The organism is Lysinibacillus sp. AR18-8 (genome assembly GCF_001705465.1).
Lineage (GTDB): Bacteria > Bacillota > Bacilli > Bacillales_A > Planococcaceae > Lysinibacillus > Lysinibacillus capsici.
The window spans coordinates 278,168-297,463 of the sequence record NZ_MDGU01000015.1 but is presented as its reverse complement, the minus strand read 5'-3'; the positions used below and the strand labels follow the sequence as shown (position 1 = coordinate 297,463).

Annotated in this window: 14 protein-coding genes; 3 read left to right on the top strand and 11 right to left on the bottom strand. The window is 39.6% G+C overall.

Going from position 1 to position 19,296, the window contains the following annotated elements:
* Positions 1 to 294: 294 nt before the first annotated feature.
* The 3 genes from BFM98_RS14230 to pdxR all read right to left on the bottom strand — a co-directional run bounded on the left by BFM98_RS14230 (position 295) and on the right by pdxR (position 4,909).
* A complete protein-coding gene (locus tag BFM98_RS14230; protein WP_048390119.1) occupies positions 295 to 1,422 on the bottom strand; it encodes a conserved virulence factor C family protein in 1,128 nt (375 codons plus the stop codon).
* Between the two features lie 12 nt (positions 1,423 to 1,434).
* Positions 1,435 to 3,321 (bottom strand): ABC-F family ATP-binding cassette domain-containing protein, encoded by a 1,887-nt coding sequence (locus BFM98_RS14225; RefSeq protein WP_066037716.1) that lies wholly within the window; start codon positions 3,319 to 3,321, stop codon positions 1,435 to 1,437.
* Between the two features lie 124 nt (positions 3,322 to 3,445).
* Positions 3,446 to 4,909 carry a MocR-like pyridoxine biosynthesis transcription factor PdxR gene (gene pdxR / locus BFM98_RS14220; RefSeq protein WP_066037715.1) on the bottom strand — a complete coding sequence of 488 codons (1,464 nt, stop codon included), beginning with the start codon at positions 4,907 to 4,909 and terminating at the stop codon, positions 3,446 to 3,448.
* Between the two features lie 110 nt (positions 4,910 to 5,019).
* On the opposite strand from pdxR, the gene BFM98_RS14215 reads away from it, so the two are divergent.
* Positions 5,020 to 6,417 (top strand): pyridoxal phosphate-dependent decarboxylase family protein, encoded by a 1,398-nt coding sequence (locus tag BFM98_RS14215; RefSeq protein WP_083225379.1) that lies wholly within the window; start codon positions 5,020 to 5,022, stop codon positions 6,415 to 6,417.
* A 188-nt stretch (positions 6,418 to 6,605) separates the two neighbouring features.
* Here the strand turns inward: BFM98_RS14215 and BFM98_RS14210 are convergent, their stop codons facing one another.
* The 7 genes from BFM98_RS14210 to BFM98_RS14180 all read right to left on the bottom strand — a co-directional run bounded on the left by BFM98_RS14210 (position 6,606) and on the right by BFM98_RS14180 (position 17,195).
* Positions 6,606 to 7,220: an HD domain-containing protein gene (locus BFM98_RS14210; protein ID WP_066037713.1), complete on the bottom strand. Its 615-nt coding sequence runs from the start codon at positions 7,218 to 7,220 to the stop codon at positions 6,606 to 6,608.
* Positions 7,221 to 7,923: 703 nt separating this feature from the next.
* Positions 7,924 to 8,967, bottom strand: coding sequence for an S-methyl thiohydantoin desulfurase domain-containing protein (locus BFM98_RS14205; protein ID WP_066037712.1), 1,044 nt, complete (start codon positions 8,965 to 8,967; stop codon positions 7,924 to 7,926).
* A gap of 16 nt (positions 8,968 to 8,983) precedes the next feature.
* Positions 8,984 to 10,558: an OPT/YSL family transporter gene (locus BFM98_RS14200; RefSeq protein WP_048390111.1), complete on the bottom strand. Its 1,575-nt coding sequence runs from the start codon at positions 10,556 to 10,558 to the stop codon at positions 8,984 to 8,986.
* A 22-nt stretch (positions 10,559 to 10,580) separates the two neighbouring features.
* Positions 10,581 to 11,333, bottom strand: coding sequence for an IclR family transcriptional regulator (locus tag BFM98_RS14195; protein WP_054550817.1), 753 nt, complete (start codon positions 11,331 to 11,333; stop codon positions 10,581 to 10,583).
* 12 nt (positions 11,334 to 11,345) lie between these two features.
* A complete protein-coding gene (locus BFM98_RS14190) occupies positions 11,346 to 13,025 on the bottom strand; it encodes a hydantoinase B/oxoprolinase family protein (RefSeq protein WP_066037711.1) in 1,680 nt (559 codons plus the stop codon).
* Between the two features lie 3 nt (positions 13,026 to 13,028).
* Positions 13,029 to 15,065, bottom strand: coding sequence for a hydantoinase/oxoprolinase family protein (locus BFM98_RS14185; RefSeq protein WP_054550816.1), 2,037 nt, complete (start codon positions 15,063 to 15,065; stop codon positions 13,029 to 13,031).
* A 450-nt stretch (positions 15,066 to 15,515) separates the two neighbouring features.
* Entirely contained in the window at positions 15,516 to 17,195 is a 1,680-nt protein-coding gene (locus BFM98_RS14180) for a formate--tetrahydrofolate ligase (protein ID WP_066037710.1), read from the bottom strand.
* Positions 17,196 to 17,408: 213 nt separating this feature from the next.
* Between BFM98_RS14180 and BFM98_RS14175 the strand changes: the two genes are divergently transcribed.
* Both BFM98_RS14175 and BFM98_RS14170 read left to right on the top strand, forming a co-directional pair.
* A complete protein-coding gene (locus BFM98_RS14175; protein WP_004269397.1) occupies positions 17,409 to 17,609 on the top strand; it encodes a cold-shock protein in 201 nt (66 codons plus the stop codon).
* 145 nt (positions 17,610 to 17,754) lie between these two features.
* Entirely contained in the window at positions 17,755 to 18,033 is a 279-nt protein-coding gene (locus BFM98_RS14170) for an amphi-Trp domain-containing protein (RefSeq protein ID WP_048390101.1), read from the top strand.
* Between the two features lie 370 nt (positions 18,034 to 18,403).
* Here BFM98_RS14170 and BFM98_RS14165 read toward each other — a convergent pair whose 3' ends face one another.
* Positions 18,404 to 19,189, bottom strand: a complete 786-nt coding sequence (locus tag BFM98_RS14165; protein WP_048390099.1) for a VOC family protein — start codon at positions 19,187 to 19,189, stop codon at positions 18,404 to 18,406.
* Positions 19,190 to 19,296 lie beyond the last annotated feature (107 nt).

The following is a 19,296-nucleotide window of genomic DNA, read 5'->3' as shown; positions in this document are numbered from 1 at the left end:
TTCGATCAATTCATCGAATGCAAGAGAGTATTGTTTTTGATTTTGAGGTGGTTAGATAATTATAGTTTGGAAGAGGCAACACTTTTTTAAGCGGATTTCTTTAATTTGGAGAAAGAAGTTTTTGGTTCTTTGGAGCGGTTCACCCTTTTTAAGAGCTGGTCCACACTTCTTTGGAGTGGTTCGCTCACTCTTGGAGAGGACCTATCACCATTCAGAAGCACCTTACCCATTTATTAGGGCGAATGCCAACCATTACAAAATAGAAAAAAACCAGCATTTGCTGGTTTTTCCTGATTATTGTTGACGGGATTCGGTCATTTGCTTCCAAACCGAGCCTTTTGCTTCCTCGCCTTGTTCGATACGGGCAATGGCCATTTTCACTTGTAGCTTCACTTCGAATTCTTTGTCATCTTCGGCAGCCTTCAATGCTGGTAAGGACTGTTCTGTGCCGACCTCATATAAATACATGGCTGCGCGCCAGCGAACCAATTTGTTTTTGTCCTGTAAGGCTTGCAGCATGGCTTCTTCAAATTCTACAAAGCCAAGGTCACTCATGCAGTCACCTGCTGTTCGACGTACTGCTGCACTTTTATCTTGTAGGGCTCTTTCTAAATAAGGGACAACTGCCACATCCTCAATCATGCCTAAGTACACCGTCGCTAGTCGACGGATAGACATTTGTTCATCCTGTAAGGCTAAATCTAATAGCGGTAGATCGTCTAGCTCAGGATCAGCCATTTGATCGAGCAGTTGGAAGCGTTTCTCCCATTCAGGTTGCTTGAACTGTTCTACTGTCACTTTAAGTTTGTCCGTTTTCACAGCGGCTTTTTCACCATCATTATTGATAGCTGTGACAATTTCTGCTAAACGGTCTGCAGAATAAGTGACATCAATCTCCTGTTTGATTGTTTCAGCAATTTCCTCAAGCTCACCGTAGCGAACCCCATAATCAATCCACTTACGTTGGAAAATATAGTTTTCATCTACTGCTGACTCAATAATTTGATTAAAAGCATCGACAAAACGGTCTCCGCAGCTAATACGATATTCACGTTGGTTATCAAAAACTTTTACTTGTAAAGGCACCTGCTTGTAAAATTGTACATGGACATAAACCTCTCCATAAAATTCATTGGCCACAACCGTTTCTTCTTGTGTTTGGACATCTTCCCCTAACACTTGACGAATACTTGCTAGAATGCCTTCCCATGCATATTTGGCATTGCGCTCAACAGCAAAGAAATCGGCTACATGGTAAACGCCCTTTACTCCCTCAATCGCTAAAATAGCAGCCGCCTCGCCTGTTGCTTCGTCTTTATTATCCTTTGTAAAATTATAGCTCTTCCCGAATGGTAGCTCTGTATCAACAACAATCTTCATAGAATTGGGACTTGGCGTCGGTTCAATGGTAATAATCTTCATGTTTATCGCTCCTTATCCGTTAACTATTTCATCTAAATACGACCATCTTTCAATTAGATGCTCATACTGTGCATTTAGCTCATCCAACTTAGCTGTTAATTCCTGTAGCTTGGTAAAATCTGAGCCTGCATTAGCGATTCCTTCTTCGGTCTCCATAATAGCAGTTTCTGTTTTCTCTATCTCGTCTGCAATCGTTTCCCATTCTTTTTGCTCTTTAAACGATAGCTTTTTTTTGTCTGATTTTGGCTTTTCTGATTTTGGTTTTTCTACTTTTGGCGTTTCTACTTTGACAGTAGCTGTCTGCTCACGTTTCTCCAGATACTCACTGTATAGATCCAGTGTTTCCTCTACTTGTCCCTGACCATCTAGTATCCATAGCTTTTTCGCAATACGGTCGAGGAAGAAACGATCATGGGAAATCGTGATAACCACGCCTGGGAAATGCTCGATGAAATCCTCTAGTACACCTAATGTTTCAATATCTAAATCATTGGTTGGCTCGTCCAATAATAAGACGTTTGGTTGCTCCATCAATAAACGTAATAAATGAAGACGCTTGCGCTCACCGCCCGATAATTTTCCAATTGGAGTACCATGAGCATGCAACGGGAATAAAAAGCGCTCCAGCATTTGAGCAGCTGAGTAACGGACACCCTCTGCATCGGTAATATCATTTGAAGCCTCACGTATATATTCAATCATGCGCTCATTTTCATTCATTTTCGGCAATGTTTGCTTGAAATGTGCCAGCTTGACCGTTGACCCAACAAGAATTTCACCTTGATCGGGTGTCAGCTCTCCTGCTAGCATGTTCAACAAAGTTGATTTCCCTACACCGTTCGCGCCGATAATGCCAATTCGATCACCTTGCTGTAGTAGAAATGAGAAGTTTTCAAGGATTTTTTGCTGGCCAAAGGCTTTCGAAATTTTCTCAGCCTCCAGCACTTTACGTCCAAGCCGTGTTGTCGCAAGTCCCATATCCAAGGAAACATCTTCTGTTTTGCGTTCTAGGTTTTCTTCTAGCTTTTCAAAGCGTTGAATACGAGCCTTTTGCTTAGTTGAACGCGCCTTCGCACCACGACGTATCCATTTTAATTCTGAACGATAACGATTGCGATCCTTCTGTGCAGAAGCAGCTTGCATCTCCTCACGAATAGCTCGAGCCTCTAAATAATCACCGTAATTCCCTGTATGACGATACAAGGTTTGATTTGCTAACTCGTAAATATGTGTTGATAATTCATCTAAGAAATAACGATCGTGGGTGATGAAAATCACTGCACCCTTTAATCGTAAGACCATCTCTTGAAGCCATTCTGTAGACTGTACATCTAAATGGTTGGTGGGCTCATCTAATAAGTAAAGATCCGCTGGTTCAATTAACACCTTCGCTAATGCAACACGTTTTTGCTGACCGCCTGATAGCGTTAGTACCTCTTTTTCAAAAGTTTCAATCCCAAGCTTTGTTAAGGCCGTCTTTGCAAGGGCATTGACATCCCATGCCTGCTCTTCATCCATGCGCTGTTGCAGACTAAATAACGTCTTTTGTATACTTTCGGATGTTGGGTTACTTGCTAGTGCAGCAACCGTTTCCTCATATTGACGATTCAGCTGTAAAATGGGCGAATCGCCTGAAAAGACAGCTTGTAAAACTGTTTCACCTGCCTGAAATGTAGGCTCCTGTGGTAAATAAGCGACACGGTATTTATTCGGACGATCTACTGTCATCGAATCCGCTTCCATGTCCCCAGCTAAAATGGATAACAGGGTTGATTTTCCCGTTCCATTTATACCGATTAAGCCTGCCCGCTCTCCCTCATAAATAGTAAATTCAATATTTTGAAAAAGCGTTTTATCGCCCACTGTTTTGGTTAAATTTTGTACAATTAAATGACTCATTCCACTATTCCATCTCTTTCATGTTAGGTATTGTTCATGCCCACACGATTTTTATGTAGACGATTATTGATATCCACTATTCATCATAACATCAAACCGCAGGTAAACAAAGAACAACAAACTATCAACGAACTGGTGGCATGTCCTGTAAATAGGATTCCATAAGCTGACAAAGCTTGATGATTCCTTGTGTTAAGTCGTGAGGTTCAGGATAAGAGTAACTAATTCTTAGATGGTGATATTGTGGCTCTCCTGGATAACAAGCTGAGCTTGGTAAAAAGGTAATTTGGTTTTGTTGAGCCTTCCATAACAGCTCATCCGTATTGCCATTACTAGGTAAAGACACCCAAATATTAAGTCCACCTTTTGGCTCGATCCACGTAACGCCCTTTGGTGCATGCTTATTCAACAATGCAATGGTCTGATCCCTTCTTATCTCAAGTGCAATGCGCAGTTTTTCTAAATGGGCATGCATTCGGTCTGAACGTAAAAATGGAATCAGTGCCTTTTGTGTTAATAAGGGGTTACCCGAATCGGCACTGGATTTGGCAGATAAAAGTCGTTGATGAACGGTACCTTTTGAAAGGATAGCGCCGATTCTACAGCTTGGGGCCAACGTCTTACTAAAGCCTTTTATATAAATAACATGACCACTTGTATCTAAAGCTTTCAGAGGTGGTGGTGGTGGGTTATCGTCAAAATAAATTTCATTCCATGAATCGTCCTCTACAATAAGAAAGCCATATTGTTGGGCAAGATCCAGTAATTCTCTCCTTCTTGCTTCACTTAAAACTGTGCCTGTAGGATTATGGAAGGTAGGATTTGTATAGATAAGCTTTGGCTGTTTGCTTAGGCAGAGTGTCGCTAGAAGAGCTGTCTGCATTCCTTCCTCGTCTACTGGTATGGGAATAATGTGGGCCCCACGATTTCTAAAGACATCGATTGCTGCTGTATATGTAGGGGCTTCGGTAATGACAATATCTCCAGGTCCAATAAATGTTTTAGCCACTAAATCTATACCTTGTTGTACACCGTTTGTCACAATAATTTCCTGTGGTGTTGCGGCAATATTACTATATGTTTTGACATAGTCTCGGATTGCCTTTCGTGCATCTTCATCCCCCTGTACCGTTCCATAACGAGCCACAATCTGAGGATCTGCCTGTAATATCGCCACAATTTCATTCACCAAATAAACAGAGGGTAATAATCCAGGGTGGATGGTGGCACTGGAGAATTTCATCGCATATTCCATTCTTTTATTTAACATAGATTGTGAACGTTGAATGTAATCAGGAATGGTTAGTTGCCAATTATAATCACTACGGCTCTCATTTGTGCTTCTTTGTTCTTTGTTTCGAACAAACGCCCCCTTGCCATGTATCACTTCAATATAACCATTTCTTTCTAATAAGGCATATGCCTTACTGACCGTGACAGGGCTCACTTGATTTTCTTTTGAAAAGCTCCGAATAGAAGGTAATTGGCTCCCTTCCTGTAAAAATTCTGACCTTATTTTTTCTGCAAGGATAGTTGAAATCTGAGTAATTAAAGATTGATCGGACTGACGATTCAGCTTTATTTCCATTGGACCTCCAACTGTTATAGTCTTCATTTGACTGTTATATATATCACTATATAGTGTAGAGGCAGAAATAGCTAAGTTAAAATGAAGGGAAATGATGACACATGATGAACATGAAGCAAGATCAGGAAAAAATAAAAACGCTTTTAATGGCTGTAGTTGACCATGCAGCCAATTTTTTTACTAATCTGGAGCATAGAGCTGTAACGAACCATTCCCCTAGCCTTCCTACTCCGACACTTCCAGAAGTGGGTGAGGGTGCTCAGGCAACACTTCAATATTTTACAAAGCAATTTGCTGAAGGCTTAAATAGTAGTGTAGGCTCAAGATACTTGGGTTTTGTCACAGGTGGATCTACCCCTGCTTCGATTGTCGGAGATTGGTTAGTAAGTATTTACGATCAAAATTTATCCCATTCTAAGGGCTCTATTGCAGGTACAATGGAGCTTGCGACAATTGACATGCTAAAGGAGTTATTGCTATTAAGCGATGATTATCGAGGAACATTTGTCAGTGGGGCTACGATGGCTAATTTTGTAGGACTTGCTCAAGCAAGGGAATGGATTGCACAATACTATGGAAAAAACACTGCTCTGGATGGTCTATATGGTATCCCTCCAATAAAGATTGTTAGCGGAACGCCCCACTCAAGTATAATCAAAGCAACTTCTATGCTTGGTATGGGGAGAAATTCCATTCATACTATGCTATGCCTAGAACAGCGAGAAGCCATTGACATCACAAAATTACAGCAGTTTCTTGAAGAAAACCTACATGAACCTTGTATAGTTGTAGCAAATGCGGGAACTGTCAATACGGTTGACTTTGATGATTTACAAGCAATTGGCGAGCTAAAAAAGCGATACCCTTTCTGGCTTCATATCGATGCGGCCTTTGGTGGCTTTGCAGCCTGTTCACCAAAGTATCGTCACTTTGTTGAGGGCATGAATTATGCAGATTCTATTACAATTGACGCACATAAATGGCTGAACGTCCCTTATGATGCCGCTATGCAATTTACCCGTCATCAATCGTTGCAAACAACCGTTTTTCAAAATAATGCTGCCTATCTTGGTAGTTCCCTTAAAAATCCAGATTTCTGTGATCTTACACCTGAAAATTCACGTCGTTTTCGTGCGCTACCTGCTTGGTTTTCTTTACAGGCCTATGGTAAATTGGGCTACCAACAATTAATAGAAGAAAATGTATTACTCGCACAACAGCTTGGTCAAAAAATAGATGACAGTCCCTACTTTACATTGCTAGCACCTGTTCGACTGAATATCGTGTGCTTCGCCGTCAATCATGAGGCACTGCCAGCTGAAATGAACCAACAATTTTTAACAACTTTAAATCAACAAGGCCAAGTATACATGACGCCAACTGTCTACAAAGGTACGCCAGCTATTCGCGCGGCTTTCAGTAATTGGCGTACTTCCCAAGCAGACCTGGCAATCATTTGGGAAGCATTAACAACAGCGATATCCTCCTATTTTAATGAATCCATCTAAGCTATTAAAAGGTAATGGAGTAACACATGATGAAGGATTCCTCATTTGTGCGTCTCCCATCTATTTGATAGTCAATACAAAACTAAAGTACTAGCTTACCATACATCCTTTTGGTGGTACGAAGACCATACCCGAATGAAGCACAAAAACCGCCCTTCAAATTGAAAAGGCGGTTTTTGTGCTATGTGCTATTGACCGATTTCGTGCTGGAGTTGCTTTAAAAAACTTTCCATAAATTGATGACGTTCAAGTGCCATTTGCTTGCCCTTTTCCGTCACCATTAAATCTTTTAGCAGTAATAATTTCTCATAAAAATGAGTAACAGACGCGGTATTGTTTTGACGATATTCTGACTCTGACATATTTGTGCGTGCTTCTTCTTCCTTATCATAAAGCTTGCGACCTTTTGCGCCACCATAAGCAAATGTTCTGGCAATGCCAATAGCACCAATCGCATCTAAACGATCTGCATCTCGGACGATTTTTGCTTCCAATGATGTTGCTTCTAGCTCATTCCCACCATTAAATGACACTTGAGCAATGCAATCTCGAATATGCTGCTTTTTACCTTCACTAACAGGTAATTCCGCAATAAGCTGTTCTTCCTTTTCCTTGCTATCGGTATACTTTTTGTCACTGACATCATGTAAAAGTACCGCTATTTTCACAACTTCTTCATCTGCTGTTGGCTCGCTATGTAGGATAGCTAATGCATTTTGATAGACACGTTCAATATGTTGAAAATCATGACTAGCATCAAATTGATCATATATTTCACGTACTTTATTCATTAAATGATTCATAGTCTTCACTCATTCCTTTCCTACAAAATTATACTGTATTTTATTACATAAGAGGTAATCTAGAAAAATTAAAAATCAAATCCATTTCAATTGACTAATTTTTCAGAATATTGTATGATAAACGTACAGAACAGCTATTTGTTCTGTACCTCATATTTTTCAGCAATGTACAACAGCTGTGTGTTTAACAGATTTAACATTAACTTCAGCGGGCTTACAATTGAATAACCTGTTTAAAAGATGACGTGCGTATTGAAAACCTATCATCTAAACAAATAAAAGTGAACACTTTCCCTTAGAAATTCTTTGTTTAACCCGCATAGCCAGATGTACATGCCGAAAATGTGAACAACAAGTTAGTTTGTTGCATGACCAAAAGGATTTCGCCAGTTGTAGCAGAAGTGCATTGTTTTTTCATTACTGGTTGTTACCTTCTTCTGGTCAATACCTTGATTATGTATGAACGTAGCTCCTCCCTTTAATGAAAATCGTACACGATAATTGCTTACAGCTTGTGAATACCACGTTCGATGAGTTGTGCAAATCAGTAAGAAATTCATTTAAGCCATCAATGTATGAAGTGAAAAAGGAAGTAGGAACGATTGTGATAAAATGTATTACCATCCCGCTGAAGGACAAATAAAAGCTGCCCATCTTACATTCAAGTAGATGATGGCAGCTTTTACTGTTTTATTTTCTTACTTTATAGAACGCCTTTGATCACTTCATCAATTTCCCGCAATAGTGCTTCGTTTTGCATGGTTGTACTTAATTTTAAGTTAGATTGGTCTACATGAATCACTGCGACATGCATTCCTTCTTCAATACTTGCACTTGGAACTGGCATCATTTTCTCTGTATCGAACGTCATAATGAGATCTGGGAATTTGGATTGTACCTGCCCTTCCTTCGATAATGTCATATATTCATTCCAGAACGTCAGATGGTAATCACCCACTGATAATTCCCCTACATCGAAGCCATTTTCCTTTGTTAACGAATAATTTGTGACAGCGCCTGATACGATGTGCACCCCATTCAAATACTGCAACACATGGGCTAGCTTTTCTTCAAAGGTTTGCCCATTTAAGAAGCAATAGCCAAGCTCTATGGCCATGGTAATCGCATTTGGTGCGCCATGTTTTTGTAAATAGTCAATCGTCACAGGATTTCGAGTGACCCCGACTAGCCCGCCTGCTAAAATAGAAGCTTGGCGTGCTGTCTTTGCGGTGCTGTGTAAATTCCCTTCCACAAAGCCTTGAACGGCGAAGTCACCTTTTCCTCCTGCATAAAATTGTACGGATTGATATTCTTGTTGTTCATGGAGATTTAAAGAACCCATGATTCCCGTTGGATGTGCTCGTCCATTACAGGGAGCATCCACAACAGGTACATTTAATAAGACTGACTGCAACCAGCCATTGATCGTCGTGATGGCACCATTTTCATTGGTAATGATGCCCTTTAGACGTCGATTGATATAGTTGTTCATACTACGATAGCTCCAACAAAGCTGTTCATTTGAAATATATTGATCGGCCGCTGATGGCGCACCTACCATTGCCACACAGGCAACTAAATCTTCTTGGTCTAATTCAGTAATATCCACCATTTGAGGTTCGCCTGCTGCAAAGATTTCCTCCACTAGCTTGAGTCCTTCCTCTAGGAGACCACCGCCGCCTCCGCCAAGGATTGCTCCTCCATAAACGGCAGCAATCCCATCCTCATACGATAATCCTTTCGCCATTCAGCATGACTCCTTTCTATTTCCCTATTTTTAGAATGGAAGAGAAGAAGCTATATAGCGCATCTCCAGCGATGACACCTGCTGCAAAGACCGTCATTTCAGATTCTCTCTTACCTTTCGTCACATATGTGAAAATAACACGAAGTATGATACCAACTAATACAGCCCAGCCAGCAATTGGATTGACAAGTAATAAACCTGTTGCGAATAAGATACCCATTTGACGTTTTGAACCACCAATTAGCTGAATTAATGCACCTGGAATCGCCCAAATCATTAATTGTTTCGCTACATCGCCTGTAACGCCTGATTGAATTGTTGCTGCATACACATGGTTAACAGGTGCTACTAAATCCTGTGCAAAATAAGATTTATAGGATAGCAATACTACAACTGCGGAAATTGCAAAAGCTAGCATACCAGCAATCAATTGTTGCTTGCGACCTTCTTTTTCTAATGCAACATCACTACCATTACCACGTAAAATGAAACCAGTTTTTAAGTCATAGCCCATATCCGCAAATGCTACCCCTGTAGCAGCACTATACCCTGCTAGTAATGCAAGTGCTGGAGCTGGGAAACCAATTAAAATACCAACAATCAGTGTAATAAATGCCACTGCAAATGCAGGGAACCAACCCGCATGCATCGCTGCGATACCTACAATTAGCTCATGGACAAATGCAGCAATCGTTGCAAAGATGATGAATCCTATTAACATACCGAAAGACATGTGTGAAATAATACCGCCTAAAATAGCGATTAATAGAGCAATGGCTAAATATGCTATAAACCCAACACCAAATGCTTGTCGAATTTCTTTTGCATCTTTTGAATAGCTTAACTCTTCTGACTTTTTAGCCGACTTTTTATTCAATAAGGCAAAAGCTACTTGGAAAAGTGCTACAATCCCAGCACCAATCATAACGCCATGTGGAATATAGTAAGCATTTAAGTCAACATTAAATAATTGAACAGAATAGCCTCTTAATAAAAGCCCAATCCCAAACATCGTCAGTGCCCAAATATTACCGATGAACGCTACCCCAAAAGCTGACATTGGAATTTTCAAAACAGATCCCACGATACCAATTAACACACCACCAATTAATACCTTTGCATTCTTACCGCCTTTATCGCCCGCCTTAATGGCTTCAGCTGTTGCAATCCCTGGTGGCCAAGTACCTGCTGCTGGGAAAATCTTTGTATCGAAAAATTTATATAATAATAAAGCATCAACAAACATCGCTAAAATAACACCGATAAACAATGGTAATACTAAATTTTCATAGCCTAATACATATGGAATACCAATTGGCAACATTAAACTACTTGCTGCACTGAACGTTGCTGCCGAAATGGCAGTTTGAATAATATTTTGTCTGTGTACAGATTTAAAGGCAATTAGCTTGCCAATCGGTATTCTTCCAAGAATCATCGCAAATATTGCCCCAACGATTGATGTATTGGCAGAAATCCCTAAAGTCGTAATTAGCTGTATCCCAATAATTGCCCCCACAACAGATGTTAAGACGATCATTAGTAGAGTTACAGGCTCTAAAGCCCTTGGATGTAATACTTTATTATTCATAGTGTCAGCTCCCCTATTGTTGTTATAATTTTGAAATGTGTGATTGTATTTGCTGAGCTACTTTCACTAACTGTTCAAGCATATTTTTCTCCCTTTGATCATCTAAATCATATACTAACCCAGAAATTGTAAGAGATGCAGTGATTTCCTTTTTATAGTTAAATAACGGTACACTAATGCCAAATGCATGTTCATTATACTCCCCGATGGTAACACACCAGTTGTTTTGGCGAATTTGTTGCAGCTCTTCCTTTAATGACGCTAGGAAAGAAACCTGCTCTTCCTTCGATTGTTCCTCATGAAAGAAGGCCATTAATTCCAGTTGCCTGTCCTCGTCTAAATAAGCAAACATGACCTTACAGGAAGCACCGATGTAAAGGGGTGTCTTTGTTCCTAAAGACACCGCATACTTTACATTTTTATTGCTTTCGGCTATTTTCGTTGTGACACCGTATTCATTGTCCATATAAGTAAGAAATACTGATTCATTGATTTCACTGGCAAGATTTTGCATCAATTCATAAATGGTCGAGTGAGGGTCTTTTGAATTCGATAACACATCATAAAAAAGGTACATTTTATAACCTAATTTATATTTTTTCGTGTGTTCATCCTGTATTAAATAACCCGCTTCTGTAAATGTATTAATGGTTCTTTGCACGACACTTGTCGGCAGTTTCATCATGCGTGAAATTTCACGAACACCTAATGCATTTTCTGTCGTTGCAAAGCATTCTAGTATATCCAATGAGTTTTTTAATGTCTTGACAGTCATCTATTTCTCCCTTTAAGCGTTTTGATAACCGTATCGCTCTTTCGCTACATCTACAGAAATATATTCATTTAATAGGTCACGTTCAATGGCCTCTGAGCTTCGTTCGTGTGGAGGACCATAACCACCGCCAGTAGCAGTCACAAGCTCAATACGGTCGCCTTTTTGCAATTCATAATTGGCAAGTACGCCCACTGGTCCAATTTTCGTTCCATCCTTTTTATGAATGATTAAATAGTTGTGAGAGCCTTCTCCACCACCATTTAAGCCGAATGGCGCGAATTGATGTCTACCTAAGTTCACAGAAACCTTTTGACCATCATGATTGACTGTATAAACGCGACGAACACCTAAGCCACCTCTAAATTGACCAGCACCAGCACCGTCACAATTTAAGCTATATTCATCAATTTGAATACCGTATTTTGTTTCTGCAATTTCAACTGGAAGATTATATGTTTCGCCATCTCCCATACAGTATTGCCCGCTTTGCCCATCCTCATCATTCGCCGCTCCCCAGCCACCAACAGATGGCTCAACAATTAGGAATGACTCATCATTTTCAGGATTTTTCCCAGTGAGAATAAACGTACAAACAGATTGTAAATGCCCTGCCGATAAGCGTTCTGGTAAATGCGGCGCAAGAGCTTTCCAAATTAGATCAGCTGCCCCAATACGTGCCTCAAAATTCATAGACACAGGATGTGGACGTTTAGCTGAAACAATCGAATTGTCATCTGTGATAATCGTTAAGCGTTTAAAGACACCTTCGTTAATTACGTCAATATCGCCAAGTAATGCTAAGAACATAACGCGCACACTTGCCATTAAACCAAACTGAGAACAGTTCATTGGCACATTGACTGCAGGATGTGAGCCTCTGAAGTCACAAATAAACGCCTCATCACTAATTGTGACTTTCACTTTTATTGGATAAGGTCCACCCTTTAATGGGTCCCCTTCAATAAAGTCCTCCGCATAAAATTCACCTTTAGGTAGGTGTTGAAGCTCATACTCTACAATTTTCTCACCTTTGTCCAATAATTTTTGAATGGACAATTTCACCGATTCCGCACCAAACTTCTGACAAAGCTCTGAGATTCGTTTTTCACCTGTTTTTAAGGCGGCTACTTGTGCAAACATATCACCGATTGAAAGCTCTGGTAAACGAACATTCGTAGAAATGATTTCATAGACTGCATCGTTCAACTCACCTTGATGATAAAGTTTGACACCTGGTAGCTGTAAACCTTCCTGATAGATTTCATTAGAATTACTTGTAAACGAACCAGGGTCCATGCCCCCTACCTCTGTCCAGTGTGCTTTATTGGCAGAGTACGCAATAATTTCACCGTTGTAGAAAATTGGGAGAACTAAGCCCACATCCGATAAATGCGAGCCACCTCCAACATAAGGGTCATTGATAATAATGACATCACCTTCATGTAGTTTTTTCCCATTATCAAACTTCTCTATTACACGCTGTACCATTGGACTTAACATCCCAATAAAGCTCGTTACACCGTTTCCTTGACTAATTAAATTACCCTTGGCATCTGTTAAACCACAAGCATAGTCTAATACTTCATAGATTACTGGACTCATAGAAGAGCGTGCTAAAGCTATAAACATCTCATCGCCTATAGCTAGCAATGAATCTTGAATAATTTCTACTGCAAAAACATCTTTTTTCATGTTTTATTTCCCCTCCATCTCTACTATCAAATTGCCGTATTTATCAATTTCAATTGATTGATTATTATTGATTACGACCGTAGATGTTGGATTTTCCACAATTGCAGGACCTGTAATGACATAGCCAGGTACTAATTTTTGTTGGTCATAGACATTGACCTCTACCCAACCTGTTCCCTTCACATATAAATTGCGTTGTGCCTTGATACATGTAGAATTGTCGATATGAGAGAAGTCTAGCTCTTTAAATTGAACCGCCTCATCTTTCCCGTAGATTGTAAGATGTAAGTTGACTAACTCAATTGGTGTAGCTGGTAAATCAAAAGAAAACTCTTGTTTATGTTTGATATGGAAGGCTTCTGCTAATGCAAGTAGCCCCTCTTCATCAAGCGTAATAGCTGATGCATTTAATTTAACGGCATGCTCTTGACCTTTGTAGCGTAAATCATAATTAATTTCAAAATAATAATGATCCTTTGATAATGGTGCATCTGCATAGGCATTAGCAATGACTTGATCAATATTTTCTTGAATAGCCGCAAGATGGTCTTTGTCAAAGTTCATTAAACTTGTTTGAATGTAATCTTGTCGATATTCGGTCATCATCATTCCTAATGCTGAGAAGACGGATGAGCCATAAGGAATAATGACTTTTTTCATACCAAGCTCTTCTGCTAAATTAATCGCATGTAGTGGACCACCACCACCAAATGCCACCATTGTAAAGTCTTCAGGATCATAGCCTTTACGAATAGAGATCAGCTTCAGTGCATTTAACATATTGGAGTTTGCAATATCTAAAATACCCTGTGCTGCTTCTTCTGCTGACACATTAAATGGTTTCGCAATTGCTTCAACAAGAGCCTCCTCCACTTTGTCAATGGATACTGGGTTATCAAAGTTTGCTAAGGATAATCTTCCTAAATAAACATTGGCATCTGTAATTGTTGGCTGTGTATTCCCTAAGCCATATGCTACAGGTCCTGGCTTTGCCCCAGCAGAATCTGGTCCAACCTTTAATGAGCCAAACTGATCTACACGTGCGATAGAGCCACCACCATTTCCGATTTCCACAATATCCACTACAGGTGTTTTAATTGGATAGCCCGCAAATTTTTCATTTCTTTCAATATAGTAATCTGTTGTGACATTGACTTTGCCATCTGTAATAAGCGAACATTTTGCTGTCGTCCCACCAACATCAAAAGCTATGATATTCGATTCATTTAAAAGTTGGCCTAATTTAGCTGCCCCAAACATCCCTGCTACAGGTCCAGATTCAACGAGGTTGATTGGTAGCTCCATTGCTTTATCAAAGCTTGTAGTTCCGCCATTCGATTGCATAATTTTTAAATGGTCTGTAATGCCAATTGTGCTTAATTTCTCTTTTAGGCTTTTTAAGTAGGCATGTGCAATTGGCTTTACATAAGAATTAAGGACTGTTGTGTTTGTTCTTTCATACTCACGGTATTCTTTAATCGTTTCACTTGAAAGTGTGATATATACTTCCGGCCAAATTTTTAAAATGGCTTCTTTTAACTGTTGTTCATGAATTGGATTTTTATAGCCGTGTATTAAGGAAATGGCAATCGCCTCAACACCTAATTCCTTAAATTTATAAACGATCTCGTCAACTTCCTCGGTATTAAGCGCTTTCATAATATTTCCTTTAAAATCAATTCGCTCATCAATTTCTTGACGTAAATAACGCTCTACAAATGGTTCTGGCTTTTTATATTTAAAGTTATATAAGTCTGGTCGATTTCCACGAGCAATTTCTATAACATCACGGAAACCCTTTGTTGTAATTAACCCAACTACGCCCCCTTTTCTTTCCGTTAATGTATTGATGATAACCGTCGATCCATGAATAAATGATTCAATGAAAGAATCTTCCGTTACATGTCGTCCTAATACATTTAATATGCCATCCTCAAAGTGACCAGGTGTCGTATGTCCCTTATCAAAATGAAGATTTCCTTTTTCATCTGTGAAAACTAGGTCAGTAAAAGTACCGCCAATATCTGTTGCGATTTTCAAGACTTCATCCCTCCGTGTTCCTATTATCGGTACAATGTTCCGAATTAGAATTAAATAAATTATATTTAAAAGAAAAAGAAAATTCAATGTATTTTTTAAATAAAAATTCATTTGACAATTGTCCTTCGTTGTAAAAACCCGCTCTATCTTTCCAATATCAGAGAACTATTGATAAAAAATACCAAACACATTTATATAAGGAAGGTTCTCGTGATTTTTGTGCAACATAAAAAAGATCCTAGTTTTAACTAGAATCTTAAAATCGTTTTAAAAAAATTAATTTTTATGAATTTTTACTCAAGAGGTGGATGAAGGAATCATCCGAAATTTTACTTTTATACCATATTTGCATTGTAGATAGACGTTGAATTGGGTCACCTCCTACAAACCATGTTTACCCATTATCAATAAAAAAGCTGCCCATTTAAGTAGGCAGCTTTTAATATTCTGTTAGAACAATCCTACCGCATGTCCTTCGTTATCGACATTCATACGTAGAGCAGCTGGTGCTTTTGGAAGTCCTGGCATTGTCATAATATCGCCAGTTAGACAAACTAAGAAGCCTGCACCAAGCTTTGGAATAACTTCGCGAATTGTGATGGTAAAGCCTTCTGGACGACCAAGTAAACTTGGTTGGTCTGATAAAGAATACTGGGTTTTCGCCATACAAATTGGAAGGGAGTCCCAACCAAATTTTTCGATTTGGGCAATTTGTTTTTTAGCTTGGTCTGTAAATTGCACATCTTTCCCGCCATATACCTTTTGCACAATCGTACGTACCTTTTCTTCAATTGACTCTGTTACATCATATAAAGGAGAGAAGCTGTTTTCTTCCTCTAGCACAGCTAGTACTTGCTCAGCTAAGGCTAGACCACCTTTACCGCCCTCTTCCCAGACATTCGTACGGGCAATGCGAACATGATTTTCTTGACACCAGTTCAGAACGGCTTCTAGCTCAGCCTCTGTGTCCGTGATAAAACGATTTAAGGCAATAATTGGTTCAACGCCAAATGTACGAACTGTATCTACATGTTTAGCTAAGTTTTCAATTCCTTGTAGGAGTGCTTCCACATTTTCACCTACAAGCGCTGTTTTCGGTACACCACCATGCATTTTTAATGCACGAATTGTCGCTACAATGACAACTGCGCTTGGTTTAAAGCCTCCCTTACGAGCTTTAATGTTCATGAATTTTTCAGCACCTAAATCAGAGCCGAAGCCCGCTTCTGTCACCACAATATCAGCTAGCTTACGAGCGGTTTGTGTCGCCATAATAGAATTACAGCCGTGGGCAATATTCGCAAATGGACCACCATGGATAATAGCAGGTGTTCCCTCTAATGTTTGAACTAGGTTTGGCTTAAAGGCATCTTTTAATAATAGTGTTAAGGCACCCTCTACCTGTAAATCACGTACAAAGACAGGCTCACGCTCGAAAGTATAGCCAATAACAATACTAGCGATGCGCTCACGTAAATCCTCAATGCTTGTGGCTAAACAGAATACTGCCATAATTTCAGAGGCAACCGTAATATCAAAGCCATCCTCACGCGGCATGCCTTGAACAGGACCACCTAATCCCACCACTACCTTACGAAGGGCACGATCATTTAAGTCCATGACACGCTTCCAAATAATGCGTCGTGGATCAATGTTAAGTGTATTTCCTTGGTGGATATGATTATCAATAAATGCGGATAAAGCATTGTTAGCTGTTGTAATCGCATGAAGGTCGCCAGTAAAATGTAAATTAATATCCTCCATTGGTATAACTTGTGCGTAACCTCCGCCAGTTGCGCCACCTTTTACGCCCATGACTGGACCTAATGATGGTTCACGTAATGCGACCATCACCTTCTTATCTAATTGATGAAGGGCATCTGCTAGTCCAACAGTCACAGTCGACTTTCCTTCACCAGCTGGGGTTGGACTAATAGCTGATACTAATACTACCTTTGCATCCTCGCCCTGAGCAGTAATTTTTAATGGGTCGATCTTTGCTTTGTAGCGTCCATACTGCTCAAGAGCATCCTCTGGAATACCCGCAGCATTGGCAATTTCCGTAATAGGTTTGATCACTGCTTGACTAGCGATTTCTAAATCTGATAATGGTTGATTTTTCGTTGTCATTTGGCATCCTACTTTCTATGTTGTTCATTTCCATTATAGTCTTAATTGTGAAAAAAAAGAAAGCCAGATATGCAAGCATTTCGTCAATCAATTGACTTATTTGTTCAATTCCTGTATGTTCTAAGAGAAAATGCAATTTTTTCACATTTTCTCAATGAGTGCACCATTTATTTAACTTTATTTTACATTCAAGCGCATTGGAGGCGAATGCTTATGCAACAGGGGATCGTAAAGTGGTTCAATAATGAAAAAGGTTATGGCTTTATTGAATGTGATGATGGCGAAGATGTATTTGTTCATTTTACGGGCATCCAGGAGGAAGGCTTCCGTACACTTGAAGAAGGTCAAAAGGTTTCATTTGATGTTGTGGAAGGCAATCGTGGACCCCAAGCATCAAATGTTGTAAAACTATAAGCGTAATGGGACTATCCGTGTAGTTCCAGATTAGCAGCGGATTAGGAAATGCATCGTTTCCTTCATCCGCTTTTTGTATTGTTTTATAAGCTGAATGCCCCCTCCATGTTATAATAGAAGTAACAAGACGTAAGGAGGGATTTCGATGCAAAAACAAAATAAACCCATGACTGAAGTTATTTTGAAGCATAAAGAACGACAAAGTGTAGCAGAATTTGCAGCAACACTGGAAACGATTGCAAAAAAGCTTAAAGAAAATGGTGAATTCACTTTTGTTCAAGACACAGAGCCAACAGTTGTCAGCCCAAGTGAACAGCTCAAAATCGAATACTCCTATACAAAAAAGGGCGACAAGCATTCATTTGAAATTGAATTTGATTGGTATACAGGTACAGAAACACCGAAAAAAATGACAATTGAATAATAATTGGCAACGAAAATCCACTTTTCTGATGAAGTGGATTTTTCCATATTGTTGAATTAAAGATCATGTCACTAGCTAAAACTTTTTAGCAAGGTTGGGGTGATTTCGCTCCAGGGTCTCCTCTGTAACGCTAAATCCACAGGAAAGCAAGTAGCCAGCATCAGAAATTCTATTGATGGTTTTGTTTTTCAATACTTATGTAAAAAGGCGGAAGCAAAAGTGTTTCAGCCCATAAAAATACCGAGCTATCCACTAAAACGCTTACGAAGTGTTTCGGAATAGTTCGGTTTTTCTAGTTATCATGTTTGTTAATTTAAAGATTATTCGGCTTAATGAAGGTCCCAGTTAGTTATGGCCCAGCCTTTTCTCCTTATCGATTTATCCAATAAAAAGCACCAGGGCAAACTAAAGTTTCCTTTGTTCGTTTAGGATCCTTTAATGTCACACCAAATGGTCCCTCTTTGACATGACCAAGTGTCATTGTCATCGCGCTCTCTTCCTCATAGAAATCTAAGCGCATATTCGGTAGCTGTAGTGACAAATACTGCTCATATTGCGTAGGCACTGGTAGCTGTAACACCTCTTGCCACAGCTTAACTGTTGCCTGCATGTCCTTGACGTAGAATTGGACGGATTCCATCGTTATAGCCTGTTTGACATCAATGGCACCACTTGCCTTTAATTGAACCAAACGTTCTTCATCTTCCTCCGCCCATTCAATCAAAAATGGAAAATCAATTGGCAGATCTGGCTTACCAAAATGCAGTAGCTTCCATTCTACCACAGTGCCATCTGGTCTTGTTCTGCTACATGCATCTGGTCCATATACTTCATAGCCCAATGCTCGCAAGCGTCGACCCTCTTCCTCAATATTTTTTGTGCGCAGAGCAATTCGAGAAAATCCCTGGCGCTCTTGATCACGTTTAAACGTATAATGTAGGGAATATGGGTATTGTGCCGCTTGCTCAAATAAATCACGATCATAGATAGCAATTTGTTCAATATAGCTTAAGCCAAAGTAGCTTAACGTATTATAAGTCCCCCACATCGTGTGCTGCCCACCATTCACTGTATGGACATTTCGTTTATTGAAGAAAACCTTTATATTTTCTGGTGATTCCACTTGATGAACCAAATGATCAAAATATAAAGTCATGGCCATTCCCCTTTCTTTCCCCATTACCTTTACCTGTATGTTTGATTAGTTTAAAATTTACTCAAGAAAAGGAGTTACTAGTAGGATATGAAAAAAAGTTTCGTTTA